The 12,818-nt window shown below is 39.3% G+C and carries 13 protein-coding genes; 5 read left to right on the top strand and 8 right to left on the bottom strand.

Annotation, left to right across the window (positions count from 1 at the left end; all coding sequences use genetic code 11):
- The gene (ruvA, locus tag MKL62_RS18480) at positions 1–600 is read right to left on the bottom strand and encodes a Holliday junction branch migration protein RuvA (RefSeq protein WP_000578663.1); all 600 of its coding nucleotides are present in this window, start codon (positions 598–600) and stop codon (positions 1–3) included.
- Between the two features lie 91 nt (positions 601–691).
- Complete coding sequence (locus tag MKL62_RS18475) at positions 692–2,032, bottom strand: deoxyguanosinetriphosphate triphosphohydrolase (protein ID WP_000437078.1); 1,341 nt, start codon at positions 2,030–2,032, stop codon at positions 692–694.
- A 309-nt stretch (positions 2,033–2,341) separates the two neighbouring features.
- On the opposite strand from MKL62_RS18475, the gene purL reads away from it, so the two are divergent.
- The 4 genes from purL (at position 2,342) to MKL62_RS18455 (ending at position 8,174) form a co-directional block, all read left to right on the top strand.
- Positions 2,342–6,175 (top strand): phosphoribosylformylglycinamidine synthase, encoded by a 3,834-nt coding sequence (gene purL, locus MKL62_RS18470; protein ID WP_005128121.1) that lies wholly within the window; start codon positions 2,342–2,344, stop codon positions 6,173–6,175.
- Positions 6,176–6,257: 82 nt separating this feature from the next.
- Entirely contained in the window at positions 6,258–7,463 is a 1,206-nt protein-coding gene (locus MKL62_RS18465; protein ID WP_005128122.1) for a multidrug effflux MFS transporter, read from the top strand.
- A gap of 200 nt (positions 7,464–7,663) precedes the next feature.
- Positions 7,664–7,789: a KGW motif small protein gene (locus tag MKL62_RS18460; protein WP_000977277.1), complete on the top strand. Its 126-nt coding sequence runs from the start codon at positions 7,664–7,666 to the stop codon at positions 7,787–7,789.
- Positions 7,790–7,856: 67 nt separating this feature from the next.
- The gene (locus MKL62_RS18455; protein ID WP_000916029.1) at positions 7,857–8,174 is read left to right on the top strand and encodes a YqfO family protein; all 318 of its coding nucleotides are present in this window, start codon (positions 7,857–7,859) and stop codon (positions 8,172–8,174) included.
- Here MKL62_RS18455 and MKL62_RS18450 read toward each other — a convergent pair.
- Positions 8,171–8,971 (bottom strand): enoyl-CoA hydratase-related protein, encoded by an 801-nt coding sequence (locus tag MKL62_RS18450; RefSeq protein ID WP_000175549.1) that lies wholly within the window; start codon positions 8,969–8,971, stop codon positions 8,171–8,173. The two genes, MKL62_RS18455 and MKL62_RS18450, sit on opposite strands and share 4 nt — an antisense overlap.
- A 109-nt stretch (positions 8,972–9,080) precedes the next feature.
- Here MKL62_RS18450 and MKL62_RS18445 point away from each other — a divergent pair, with 109 nt between their 5' ends.
- Complete coding sequence (locus MKL62_RS18445) at positions 9,081–9,671, top strand: nicotinate-nicotinamide nucleotide adenylyltransferase (RefSeq protein WP_001991184.1); 591 nt, start codon at positions 9,081–9,083, stop codon at positions 9,669–9,671.
- A 70-nt stretch (positions 9,672–9,741) separates the two neighbouring features.
- Here the strand turns inward: MKL62_RS18445 and MKL62_RS18440 are convergent, their stop codons facing one another.
- The 5 genes from MKL62_RS18440 to queC form a co-directional block, all read right to left on the bottom strand.
- Positions 9,742–10,311: a CAP domain-containing protein gene (locus tag MKL62_RS18440; RefSeq protein WP_005128123.1), complete on the bottom strand. Its 570-nt coding sequence runs from the start codon at positions 10,309–10,311 to the stop codon at positions 9,742–9,744.
- A 121-nt stretch (positions 10,312–10,432) separates the two neighbouring features.
- Complete coding sequence (locus MKL62_RS18435; RefSeq protein WP_001293484.1) at positions 10,433–10,894, bottom strand: peroxiredoxin; 462 nt, start codon at positions 10,892–10,894, stop codon at positions 10,433–10,435.
- A 17-nt stretch (positions 10,895–10,911) separates the two neighbouring features.
- On the bottom strand, positions 10,912–11,598 hold the full coding sequence (locus MKL62_RS18430; RefSeq protein ID WP_005128124.1) for a Dph6-related ATP pyrophosphatase: 687 nt from the start codon (positions 11,596–11,598) through the stop codon (positions 10,912–10,914).
- A 90-nt stretch (positions 11,599–11,688) separates the two neighbouring features.
- Entirely contained in the window at positions 11,689–12,105 is a 417-nt protein-coding gene (locus tag MKL62_RS18425) for a hypothetical protein (RefSeq protein WP_005128125.1), read from the bottom strand.
- Between the two features lie 13 nt (positions 12,106–12,118).
- Positions 12,119–12,790 (bottom strand): 7-cyano-7-deazaguanine synthase QueC, encoded by a 672-nt coding sequence (queC, locus tag MKL62_RS18420; protein ID WP_001247780.1) that lies wholly within the window; start codon positions 12,788–12,790, stop codon positions 12,119–12,121.
- Positions 12,791–12,818: the final 28 nt, after the last annotated feature.

The following is a 12,818-nucleotide window of genomic DNA, read 5'->3' as shown; positions in this document are numbered from 1 at the left end:
TTACTTCATCATTGATTTAAGTGCAGCACGAATAATATCGGCTGATTCAGTGTAATCGGCTTTAACCGCCGCAACAGCTTTTTGTGCTTCTAGAGGTTTATAACCTAGTGACTGTAATGCTGCTTCTGCTTCTGCAACAGGTGAGTTCGAAACAAATTGAATCTGAGGCAGGGCCGCAGCGCTAGAAGTTCCTTGTGCCAAAGTTTTAAAACGGTCACGAAGTTCAATCATTAAACGTTCAGCTGTTTTTTTGCCTACCCCCGGAACTTTAACCAAAGTATTCACATCGTCATGTTCAATTGTGTGTACCAGCAATTCAACACTTAACGTAGAAAGAATACCTAATGCCATTTTCGGGCCCACACCATTTACTTTTAGTAAGGTACGGAAAATAGTTTTCTCTTGAGCATCACTAAAACCATAAAGCTGCTGAGCATCTTCACGGACGACCAAATGCGTCCATAGCGTAACTTTCTGGCCTTTTTGTAATTGGCAAAATGTTGAAAGTGGTGTATCAATTTCATAGCCCACACCATTTACATTCAGTAAGACAGTTGGAGCTTCTAGGGCAAACACTTCGCCAATTAAACATCCGATCATAGCGTAATTTCACTTATTCATAACTGTAAATCTGGTCGTTCTAAATGTATTAAAACGACACTAGCTGTATTTCTTTCTATATTAAGGCAGCTTAAAACAAGCCGATTTTATTACCTTGTAGCTCTTGAGCCAAGCTATAAGCCTGATGATCTGAAAACTTACTGATAATATCGAGTACCTGCATGATATTGCTGTAGTGGTTATTACTAAAGCGAGCACCGTACAAATTAAGAATAGACATCAAGCGCTGTTCTTTAAAGCTTAAAGATTTATGCGGCATCGTTAAGGGAACAAATGCATCAAGAATAGTTTGCAAACTTTGGTGAGCAATAATTTCTAAACCAGACTTTTGTGGGTGTTCAAAGATTTTTTCACGTGCCAGATTTTTGGCTGTTTCAATACCTGCCGCAATATCAGGCGAACAGTACTGTAAAAGACTACCTTTGAGCTGACCAGTAATAATTTCATAATGATGTTTGGCAAAAGCTGTAGTGACTTCATCAACCAGACGCTTCATAACACGACCACGCAATGCCGAAATTTTTTGTTGCCATGTACTGCTTGGAAGTGATAGCTCTTCAGGTTGGCCATAATCTGCAATCAAGTTGAGAAAAATTGGTTCAACCTCTTGGTAATTCAGCATATTTAGAATAATGCCATCTTCTAAATCGATGAGGGCATAGCAAATATCATCGGCAGCTTCTAACAAATAGGTAAGTGGATGACGGCAGTAGTGATATTCACCTAATTGAATAAGTCCGAGCTGCTCAGCAATTTGTTTTAAAATTTCTTTTTCAGATTGATAACAACCAAATTTCGCTCGTTGGTGTGATGGACGATCACCTTGAGACGCGATTGTTTTTGAAAGCCAAGGATATTTTAAATAAGCGCCTAAGGTTGCGTAAGTTAAACGCATGCCTCCATCATCTGGATGATAGTCAATACGGGTTAATAAGCGTAATCCTTGGGCGTTGCCTTCAAACTGACGGACATCGGCTTCTTCTTCGGGAGTTAATTTTTTTAAAAAATCATTATGTGAGGCATCGTCAAACCATTCACGAATTGCATATTCACCTGCATGCCCGAAGGGTGGGTTGCCAATATCATGAGCAAGGCAGGCCGCTTGAATAATTGCGCCGACATCGGCAGGAGAAATCCAGACAGGCAATTCATCTTTAATTTTTTCGGCTGCCAGCATGCCCATGGAACGGCCAATACAGGAAACTTCAAGCGAGTGAGTTAAACGGGTATGAATGCCATCATGCTGTGCTAAAGGATGAACTTGAGTCTTGCGGTTTAACTGACGAAAACTTTGTGAAAATATAATGCGGTCATAATCTTTATGAAATGGGCTTCGAGCCAGCTCTGTACTGCTTTTTTTACTACCTAAACGAACTGCAGATAGCAGTTCTAACCAACGCATTTGTTCCATTTATCATTATTCAAAACTATAAAGCCTGATCATGCCAAAAAAATGCTAAAAGCACTAGCTTGGTGCGACATAGTTTGTCTTAGTTCAGGTTTTATTATGTTATTGAATAAACATGAAACAATTTATTTTGAGCGAGAATGATTAAAAAAATGATTTTGAACAAAAAACACATCACTTCTTGCAGAATTAGGTTACAGAATACTGATTCTACATCTAGCTGATTTTAGCAAGACACAGTAGAATATGCGCTCTCTCTAAAGTCACATTGCGGTAAGGTTCACAAGACCTGCCCGTGGAGCCAAAATCAACATGTTTATCGTGGCCGGTGCAGCAGCACATTCTTCTTTTAAGAAAGCTCAACTATTAACACGTTTATCGTCAATTAGTTCTGTTCAATCTTTTGACAGCCAATGGGTCTATTTGTTTGATCAAGCGCTCAACGAGCAGCAACATCAATCTGCTTTGCAATTATTAAATGACGGTGAGTCTTTTGAACTTCGTCAACCTGCAAGTGATGAGATTCAGATTTTAGTAACACCACGTGTGGGTACGATTTCACCTTGGTCATCTAAAGCGACTGACATTTTCAAAAACTGTAATACTCCAGTTCACCGTTTAGAACGTGGTCTTTTATTTACCTTAAAAGGTGTTTCTGAAATTTCTAATGAAGTAAAACAAGTACTTCATGACCGTATGACTGAAACTGTTTTTGCACAAATTGAAGATGCAAAAGCACTGTTTTCAGAAACAGCACCAAAACCTTTAAATTCAATTGATATTTTAGGTCAAGGTAAAGAAGCATTAGTAAAAGCCAACAACGAATTTGGTTTTGCGTTATCTGAACAAGAAATTGATTATTTAACTGAAGCATTTACTCGACTTGGTCGTAACCCAAATGACATCGAGTTGATGATGTTTGCACAAGCAAACTCTGAACACTGTCGTCATAAAATCTTCGGTTCTGAATGGACAATTGATGGTGAAAAACAACCATTATCATTGTTCCAAATGATTAAAAACACTTATAAAGAATCTCCAACTGACGTGTTATCAGCATATAAAGATAACGCATCTGTAATTGTTGGTTATGACACGATGCGTTTTTATCCGAAAGCAGATGAAAACGGTCATTTTGTTTACAAATATAAGAGCCAAGCTGCTCACATTTTAATGAAGGTTGAAACTCACAACCATCCAACAGCAATTTCTCCATTTGCTGGTGCAGCAACAGGTTCAGGCGGTGAAATCCGTGATGAAGGTGCAACTGGTCGTGGTGGTAAACCGAAAGCAGGTTTAACAGGCTTTACAGTTTCTAACTTAAATATTCCTGGTTTTGAACAACCTTGGGAAGAAAACTACGGTAAACCTTCACGTATGGCATCGCCATTACAAATTATGATTGAAGGTCCATTAGGTGGCGCGGCATTTAACAATGAATTCGGCCGTCCTGCATTAAATGGCTATTTCCGTACTTTCGAACAAAACGTAAATGGTGAAGTGAAGGGCTTCCATAAGCCAATCATGATCGCGGGTGGTTACGGTAACATTCGTCCTGACCATGTAGAAAAAGATGCGATTCAACCGGGTGACTTGCTCATTGTATTGGGTGGCCCTGCGATGTTAATCGGTCTTGGTGGTGGCGCAGCCTCTTCTGTAGACAGCGGTACAATGGGTGAAAGCCTTGATTTCGCGTCTGTACAACGTGAAAACCCAGAAATGGAACGCCGTTGTCAAGAAGTGATTGATACTTGCTGGCGTTTAGAAGACTTCAACCCAATCGTGTCTATTCATGACGTAGGTGCTGGTGGTTTATCAAATGCAATGCCTGAGCTTGTAAACGATCATGAGTTAGGTGCAGTTCTTAACCTTCGTAAGATTCCTTCATTAGAGCCGGGCATGAGCCCAATGGAAATCTGGTCAAATGAAGCACAAGAGCGTTATGTTCTTGCAATTCGTCCAGAGTCTTTAGAACAGTTCGAATCAATCTGTGCTCGTGAACGTTGTCCATTTGCCGTGTTAGGTGAAGCAACTGAAGCTCGTCACTTAACTGTTGAAGATCCATTGTTCCAAAACAACGCAGTTGATATCCCAATGCAAGTGATGCTTGGTGGTACACCGCGTATGCAACGTTCTTATGAAACAATTGAACGTAAAGGCAACGAATTTGACGCTTCAAAAGTTGATTTGAAAGATGCGATTTTCCGTGTATTGAAAAATCCTACAGTTGCGTCTAAATCATTCTTGATCACCATTGGTGACCGTTCAATTACAGGTATGGTTGCACGTGACCAAATGGTTGGTCGTTGGCAGATTCCTGTTGCAGATGCAGCAGTAACGACTACCAGCTTACAAGGCTTCACTGGTGAAGCAATGGCAATGGGTGAACGTCCACCAGTTGCATTGTTAAATCCAGCAGCGTCTGCTCGCTTGGCAGTTGCTGAAGCAATTACCAATATTGCATGTGCAAACATTGAACAAATTAGCGATATCAAACTTTCTGCAAACTGGATGGCTGCTGCTGGTCAAAAAGGTGAAGACCAAGCATTGTTTGAAGGCGTGAAAGCAATTGGTATGGAAATGTGTCCTGCTTTGGGAATTGCGATTCCTGTAGGTAAAGACTCACTTTCAATGCGTACCACTTGGAACGACAACGGTGAAGATAAAGCTGTAACATCTCCAATGACTGGTGTAATTACTGCATTTGCTCCAGTAGCTGATGTTCGTAAGACTTTAACACCTGAACTTAAGAATTTAGAAGACTCAGTACTTGTCCGTATTGATTTATCTAAAGGACAATTCCGTTTAGGTGGTTCGATTCTTGCGCAAGTATATAAAGCAATTGGTTCAGTCACTCCAGATGTTGATAGTTTTGATGATTTCAAAGCGTTCTTTGCTTTAATTCAAGACTGGAATAACCGTGGCTTGATTCAGGCTTACCATGACATCGGTGATGGTGGTTTACTCGCAACTGTAGCTGAAATGATGTTCGCTTCGCGTTTAGGTGTAGCATTAGAAGATCAGACTACTGCTGGTTTATTTGCAGAAGAAATTGGTGCAGTAGTTCAAATCAAAGCAGCTGACTGGGAAGCTTTACAAGCAGAAGTTGCTGCTTCTAGCTTAAAAGATGCAATTGCAGTAGTTGGTCGCGTAAATATTACTGATCAATTATCTGTAAATGGCTTAACTTTAGAGCGTGCAGAGTTACAACAGGCTTGGTCTGAAGTATCTCATCAGATCCAACGTTTACGTGATAACGTTGAAACTGCTGACCAAGAATTTGCTTTAATTACTGATAAATCACATCAAGGTTTAATTGCAAAACCTACATTTGATTTAAATGAACCTATCGAAGCACCGTTTATTAATAGCCGTCGTCCGAATATGGCAATCTTGCGTGAGCAGGGTGTAAATGGTCATATTGAAATGGCAGCAGCTTTCGATAAAGTTGGCTTTAACACAATTGACGTACACATGAGCGATTTACTTGCTGGTCGTGTGAGCTTAAGTGATTTCGAAGGTTTAGTGACTTGTGGCGGTTTCTCTTACGGTGACGTAATGGGTGCAGGCGGTGGCTGGGCAAAATCAGTTCTGTTCAATGCGAAGTTACGTGATCAGTTTGAACAATTCTTCCATCGTGAAGGTACGTTTAGCTTAGGTATCTGTAATGGTTGCCAAATGTTGTCACAATTAGCACCGCTTATTCCGGGTGCTGAACACTGGCCACGTTTCCACCGCAATATGTCAGAAGTTTTTGAAGCACGTAGCGTAAACGTTCGTGTTGAAAAATCAGTTTCTGTATTACTTGATGGTATGGAAGGTTCAATTTTACCGATTGCTGTAGCACATGGTGAAGGCCGTGCGGTTGCTAGCGAAGCTGATATTGCAAGCTTAAATGCAGCGAATCAAGTTGCATTGCGCTATGTTGATAGCCACGGTAACCCGACTCAACATTATCCATTGAACCCAAATGGTTCACCGGAAGCGATTACGGGCGTAACGTCTAAAGATGGTCGTGCAACGATCATGATGCCGCACCCTGAGCGTACTTTCCGTGCAATTCAACACTCTTGGAGTCCAGAAGAGTGGACTGAAGACGGTGCTTGGTTACGTATGTTCCGTAACGCACGTAAGTTTATTGGTTAATATAAAAATTGAAATAAGCCACCGTAAGGTGGCTTATTTGTATGTAGTACAATGTAAGTAGAATAAATAGTAGAGAAGAAAAATGAAGTCAAAAATCCATTTCCGTGAGTTTGCACTGTTGATGGCATTACTCATGTCTATCGTGTCTTTTTCGATAGATGCAGTGTTGCCTGCTTTAGGTGAGGTTGGACGAGTTTTTGAATTAAAGAATAATAATCAGACCCAGTGGGTCATTATTGGTATTTTCTCCGGCATGACAATAGGGCAGTTGATTGCAGGTCCACTTTCCGATGCGATTGGACGAAAACGTATTTTATTTACCGGTATTATCATCTACTTTTTGGGAAGTTTATTGTGCTTTACCACACAAAGTTTTGAATGGTTTTTAGTAGGTCGCTTTATTCAAGGTATTGGGGTTTCAGGTCCTTATGTCGCCTCAATTTCCATTGTGCGAGATAAATACAGCGGCGCTCAGATGGCCCGTATTATGTCCTTAATCATGATGGTATTTATGGTCGCTCCCGCGATTGCACCAAGTCTGGGACAACTCATTATTCACTTCTTTGGTTGGCGTGATATTTTTGTCTTATACATGATCTATGCCACAGTCGTTGGAGCGTGGGTCGCTTTACGTTTAGAAGAGACGTTACTTCCTGAAAATCGTTTACCTATGCGTTTACAAGCATTTCAAGAGGGTTTCAAAGTAGTTGTAAGTAATAAAACCACCATGAGCTATTTGTTATGTGCAGGCTTTTGCTTTGGGGGATTTATTGGTTACTTAGGTACTTCTCAGCAAATTTTTATGCAGCAGTTTGGTAAAACTGGGCAAGAGTTTAGTGCTTATTTTGCTGTGCTTGCTGGTGTAATGGGCATTGCTTCATTTACCAATTCTAAAATTGTCATGAAGTTTGGTATGCGTCCAATCTGTATTTATGGCTTTCTCGGTCTGTGCTTAATTTCATTAATTTTCTTAGGGATTCAACTTATAGGTGTGACTGTAGCATTTTGGATGTTTATGCTTTATGCCTGTATTTTATTTTTATTATTTGGAACTTTATTTGGTAATTTAAACGCGATTGCAATGGAACCTATGGGACATGTAGCTGGTATGGCATCAGCTATTATTGGTGCAGCTTCGTCCGTATTGTCACTTATTCTTGCCTCTATTATTGGGCAATTATATAACGGCACACTAATTCCAATGACTTGCGGTTTTGTCATTTTATGTGGTTTAGCATTTATGATGACAGTATATGAGAACAGATATTTAAAGAAATCGAATGTTTAAAATGATTCAGAATAATGATAGCTCACTGAATTAGAAAAATTTTTTTTAAACTTAAAGTAAAGGTAAGAAAATACGTTTTTTAAGGACTTTAAGAAAATCTATAAGAGTATAGACATAAGTATATTTAACCCCTTATGCTTGGATTGCTGTTGGTTCAATTTTTGCTTTCTCTGTAACAACGATAAAAATCGGAGATCAAAATGATGAAAAACAAAAATCACATAAGAACGATGTACACAAGAGATAAAGGTTGGCGCTTATTTGGCTTGGCGCTTGCCCTGCAAATACTTTTTATTGGAGCAAATTATTTAGCAATGATGAGCTGACTTTGATTCGGAGTCTTCTTAAAGGGTATGATTTAAAGCAAATTACTAGTTTTGAGTCATTCTATTCATGTTAAAGCTGATTTATTACGTACCAGAGTCACATCTTGAGTCGACTAAACAGTCTATATTTGCGGCCGGAGCAGGTGGGATAGGGAACTATGAACAATGTGCTTGGCAAGTTAAAGGGATAGGGCAATTCAAGCCAGTTAAAGGAGCTGACCCTTATATTGGAGAGCTAGGTGAACTTGAGCAAGTTGACGAATGGCGTGTTGAAACGATTGTGCTTGAAGAAAAGGCAAGTGCAGTGGCAAAAGCATTAAAGGCAAGCCATCCTTACGAAGAGCCTGCCTTTGAGTTTATTCAAATCATAGAAGTTGATTTTTAATTAAACTGTGAAAAGTCCGGTTTACGTTTTTGCATAAATGCCTGCACAGCTTCTAGCATTTCTGGTGATTGAACGCGTTGCATAAAGATTTCTGCTTCATGGTCAATACATTCAATAATCTGATCTAAATCATGTTTCATTAATGCTTTGGTTTGTTTTAATGAAGCAAGCGGTAAAGCTGTTAAGTGTTGGGCAGTTGCCTGAGCAGTGGCATAAGCATCTTCAACGATTTCATTAACTAAACCAGCTTGTACAGCAGTTTCTGCATTGAACTTTTTGGCAGTAAACAGAAGTTCAGCTGCTTTGTGATAACCAGCTTGTTTAACCAATAATTGACTTGCACCACCTTCAGGAGAAAGCCCAAGGCTAACAAAAGGAATTTGAAAGAGGGCCGTATTGTCGGCAAAAACGAGGTCTGCCTGTAATAAAATCGTAACACCAATACCAATTGCCACGCCTTTTACTGCAATAATAAGCGGCTTCGATAATCTGGCAGCAGATTTAAGGAGTACAAATGGAGGAACTTGACCTGCTGGACCAGCATTCGGATTTTGTACAAAACCCATAAAATCTTTCATGTCATTACCAGCGGTAAAGTCATGTTCGGCACCACGTAGAACGACTACTCGTACATCTTTATTTTGGTCGGCTTCATCAAGTGCTTTGGCAATCCATAAGTAAAGTTCGCCATATAATGCATTTTTTGCTTCTGGGCGATTTATGGCTAAGGTGAGTACGCCACCTTCTAAATTTGCTTGTAAATGTTGATGAGGTTGTTGAATACAGCTAAGTGTCATCGTACTATCCTTGCTTTAAACCACGTTGTTGATTTTTAGGTTCTCATTATGGCGCATATTTTTTGTAATGAGCGTAACTGGTGAGTTCATAAAAAGTGAAAAACTAATTATGTATACATTTGACTATCTCGTTTTTATAGGTCGTTTTCAGCCATTTCATTTGGCACATATGCAAACGATTGAAATTGCACTGCAACAAAGTCGCTATGTGATTTTGGCTTTAGGTTCTGCCCAAATGGAACGTAATATAAAAAATCCGTTTCTTGCAATTGAACGAGAACAAATGATTTTATCTAATTTTTCATTAGATGAGCAAAAGCGCATTCGTTTTGTACATGTGGTTGATGTTTATAATGATGAGAAGTGGGTAAAACAGGTTAAATCATTAGTAAATGGTGTAATAGAACCGAACTCAAAAGTTGGTTTGATTGGCCACTTCAAAGATGAGTCATCTTATTATTTACGACTATTTCCAGAATGGGTGATGGTCGAACTTGATAGCTTAAAAGATTCGATTTCTGCCACTCCAATGCGTGAAGCCTACTATCAGGGCAAAATTAAAACGGATGCATTTCCCAAAGGCACCATTCAATTTTTGGAAGAATTCCAAAATACACCGTTATATTTACAGCTACAGCAAAAGTTTTTACAGGCAGACCATTCAAATATTGAGGAAACCGTGTCGTCTCATAAAGAATGAGTCGATCTAACTAAAGAATCTCTGGTTTTTAAAAGTAGATTGAATTTTTTGATGCTTTTTTGAGTCTACTTTAAAAACCTGCAAATTGTTGTGTCCAATAGCTTTTTTGTTTAGCAGACTGGTCAGAAGCACATGCAATGGCATATTTGGTATATCTAGGGTTCATAATATTACTGCAATGCAGAGGACTGGCGATCCATTTAGCCATGACCTCATTTAAAGTTTTTTGTCCACTCGCGACATTCTCACCATTGGCTTTACTCAGCATATGATATTTTTTTAATCTCGCTCTTAAATCTAAACCTGTTGAGCCAACATGCCCAAGAAAGTTGTTATTTGCCATATCTTTAGAGTGAGCACTTGCACCTTGATATAAATTATTATGCCAGCTTAAAGGTTTAGCTGCAGAAAAATACTGCTGACCACATTGACGAGGATGTTGCCGTATTTGATTAATTGTATTGAGCACAGCTTGTCGGTAAGCAGGATTTTGTAAATCTTGGCAGCTTATTTCTATCGATGATTTTTGAACTTGTGGTGTAGAAGAGCTCAGTGTAGGAGGAGTGCTTGATGAATTAACGGAGCAGGCAGCAATAACAAGGCTACAAGGCAATAAAGTACAAACTTTTAGTAGATTCATAGCAATGCCTGAGTTCGAGTTATTTTAATATTTTTATCATACGCCAAATTAAAATGGCTGAGCAATTTATGTGCATGTAAAAAAGCGAGTATTCAACTCGCTTTTTTGTTACTCAGGCTTATTAAGCTGTTTGTAATGCTTTTAAATCTTCTAAAACCTGTTCAGCATGGCCGGCTGCTTTCACCTTACGGTAACTTTTAACTAAGGTTTTATTATGGAAAATAAAAGTAGAGCGTTCGATCCCCATTACTTTTTTCCCATACATATTCTTTTCTTTAATCACATCAAAGTGTTTGCAAAGTACTTCTTCTTTGTCACTAATTAAATCGATTGTTAGTGCCTGCTTTTCTGTAAAGTTTTGGTGGGCTTTTACCGAGTCGCGTGATACTCCAAAAATACGAGCACCTAAAGCATCAAATTGATCTTTTAAACAAGAAAAGCCGACAGCTTGTGTTGTACAGCCTGGCGTTGAGTCTTTAGGGTAGAAGTAAATAATCAGCCATTCATTATCGACTTCAGCCAAATTAACTTCGCCGTGTGTGGTTGGGAAAACCTGATTTGGCAGGTGAATATTCTCAGACATTTCTTATCCTTTAAAAGTTAAATTTGATCTAATTCAAGTGGTAAAAAAGCATATTCTTCATGATAAACAATATCGAGCTTTCTTACAGGAATAGCTTTGTTAAAAATTGGACCATCAATCACAGTGGTATGAAATTCACCGCCTTCTCCACATGGATCAATTCCACGGTTTTCAAGTTCCTGTATATATTCTAACGATAACACTTGACCTAAATCTTCCACCTTCATCCCGAGTTTAAGGTTTACAGTCACAACTACACTCTGAAACCCAAGTTGAATAAATTCTTCAACAACTTCACGATGGGGCCGTAGCCAGAGCGGCATTCCTAATTTAAGGCCCACTGATTGAGTAACACGATCATGCCAACAACCATGTTTCGGCATATCTAAATCACCTGTAACCAGTACCTCAGCACCTTTTTGTTTGGCTTCATTTAGTAAGTTGATGAATTTATTTTCATAGTCATTCCAGCTAGATGATGCCATAAATACAGGTAAGCCAATTGCTTGAGCTTGCGCCTGAATAATATCAAGTGGCATTGCATGTGAACGGGAGCGTTGTCCTTGCTCTTCCAGCATAACGATTAAACCAATTACGTTACCGGTTTGCATGGCATGATAAAGTGCAAGAGAGCTATCTTTACCTCCACTAAAGGAAACAATTGACGGTCTGTTATGTGCGTTAGTTTTCCATTGGTCTTGCATGGCTTATTTCGAATGACGAGATCGGTGTCATTTTAACAGAGCTATAAAAAAGCCTGCATAAATGCAGGCTTAATTTGGAGCAACAAAAGCTTATTTTTTAGGAGCTTGTTGTTGAGCTGCTTTCATTGCTTCTTCAGTTAATTTCTCAAGCTTAGTTGTTAACTGAGGACCGAAACATGCTTTAAGGTCACGGTTTTGCTGTTGTACAAAACCTAAAGAGCTTGGGCTTTTCTTCGCATTGATTGCGCTTTGAATTTCCCATTTTTGTGCTTCAGTCACTTTACCTTGCGCTTCAACTTGGCAGCTACAGAATTTGCTTACTTCTGCTGAACTTAATTTACCGCCTTTTGCAGTTTGGTCTTTACAAACGTTGATTAATGCACCTTTAACGTTAGTGCTTTTATATGCTGCTTGAACTGGGTTTTCAGCTGCTTGAGCCGAACCAGCCATAAGTGCAGCTGCTGAGAATAAAGATGAAAGAATAAGATTTGATTTTAACAACTTCATAAATTTTACCTACTTATTGCGGTATATAGCGTGTTGGATCGGTAACACCAGCATCGATAAAGCCTTCTTTACGCAAACGGCAACTGTCACATTTACCACACGCACGTCCTTGAGCATCTGCTTGGTAGCAAGATACCGTTTGACTATAGTCTACGCCATGTTCAATCCCTAAACGTATAATATTCGCTTTGGATAAATGTAACAGGGGTGTTTCAAATTTAAGAGGTTTTCCTTCCACGCCAGCTTTAGTTGCTAAACGAGCCATATTGGCAAAAGCATCAATAAATTCTGGGCGACAGTCAGGATATCCTGAATAATCAACAGCATTGATGCCGATAACAATTGCTTCAGCATTGAAAACTTCTGCAGCTGCTAAGGCATAAGAGAGGAAAATTGTGTTACGTGCTGGTACATAAGTTACAGGAATACCTTCTTGTAATTGTTCTGGTACAGCAATGTTATGATCTGTAAGTGCAGACCCGCCTAAATTGGCTAAATCGATATTAATTACACGGTGTTCAACACCTGCACGCTGAGCTAATGCTTTTGCGGCATCAAGTTCAGTGGTTGAGCGTTGTCCATACATAAAACTAATAGCAATACATTCATAGCGCGCTTGTGCCCAAGCTAGGCAAGTGGTTGAGTCTAAGCCGCCTGAAAGTAAAACAATGGCACGAGGGCGCATATTTTTCTCCATATTCGGAATGATTTAT

The sequence above is a fragment of the Acinetobacter sp. AOR01_HL genome, assembly GCF_027855455.1.
Classification (GTDB): domain Bacteria; phylum Pseudomonadota; class Gammaproteobacteria; order Pseudomonadales; family Moraxellaceae; genus Acinetobacter; species Acinetobacter baumannii.
The sequence above is the reverse complement of the archived record's forward strand: the minus strand, read 5'-3'. Positions and strand labels throughout refer to the sequence as shown.

What these genes read in the sequence shown, in the direction of transcription:
- ruvA (WP_000578663.1), bottom strand. Translation starts at nt 600, where the DNA reads ATGATCGGATGTTTAATTGGCGAAGTGTTTGCCCTAGAAGCTCCAACT.
- MKL62_RS18475 (WP_000437078.1), bottom strand. Translation starts at nt 2,032, where the DNA reads ATGGAACAAATGCGTTGGTTAGAACTGCTATCTGCAGTTCGTTTAGGT.
- purL (WP_005128121.1), top strand. Translation starts at nt 2,342, where the DNA reads ATGTTTATCGTGGCCGGTGCAGCAGCACATTCTTCTTTTAAGAAAGCT.
- MKL62_RS18465 (WP_005128122.1), top strand. Translation starts at nt 6,258, where the DNA reads ATGAAGTCAAAAATCCATTTCCGTGAGTTTGCACTGTTGATGGCATTA.
- MKL62_RS18460 (WP_000977277.1), top strand. Translation starts at nt 7,664, where the DNA reads ATGATGAAAAACAAAAATCACATAAGAACGATGTACACAAGAGATAAA.
- MKL62_RS18455 (WP_000916029.1), top strand. Translation starts at nt 7,857, where the DNA reads ATGTTAAAGCTGATTTATTACGTACCAGAGTCACATCTTGAGTCGACT.
- MKL62_RS18450 (WP_000175549.1), bottom strand. Translation starts at nt 8,971, where the DNA reads ATGACACTTAGCTGTATTCAACAACCTCATCAACATTTACAAGCAAAT.
- MKL62_RS18445 (WP_001991184.1), top strand. Translation starts at nt 9,081, where the DNA reads ATGTATACATTTGACTATCTCGTTTTTATAGGTCGTTTTCAGCCATTT.
- MKL62_RS18440 (WP_005128123.1), bottom strand. Translation starts at nt 10,311, where the DNA reads ATGAATCTACTAAAAGTTTGTACTTTATTGCCTTGTAGCCTTGTTATT.
- MKL62_RS18435 (WP_001293484.1), bottom strand. Translation starts at nt 10,894, where the DNA reads ATGTCTGAGAATATTCACCTGCCAAATCAGGTTTTCCCAACCACACAC.
- MKL62_RS18430 (WP_005128124.1), bottom strand. Translation starts at nt 11,598, where the DNA reads ATGCAAGACCAATGGAAAACTAACGCACATAACAGACCGTCAATTGTT.
- MKL62_RS18425 (WP_005128125.1), bottom strand. Translation starts at nt 12,105, where the DNA reads ATGAAGTTGTTAAAATCAAATCTTATTCTTTCATCTTTATTCTCAGCA.
- queC (WP_001247780.1), bottom strand. Translation starts at nt 12,790, where the DNA reads ATGCGCCCTCGTGCCATTGTTTTACTTTCAGGCGGCTTAGACTCAACC.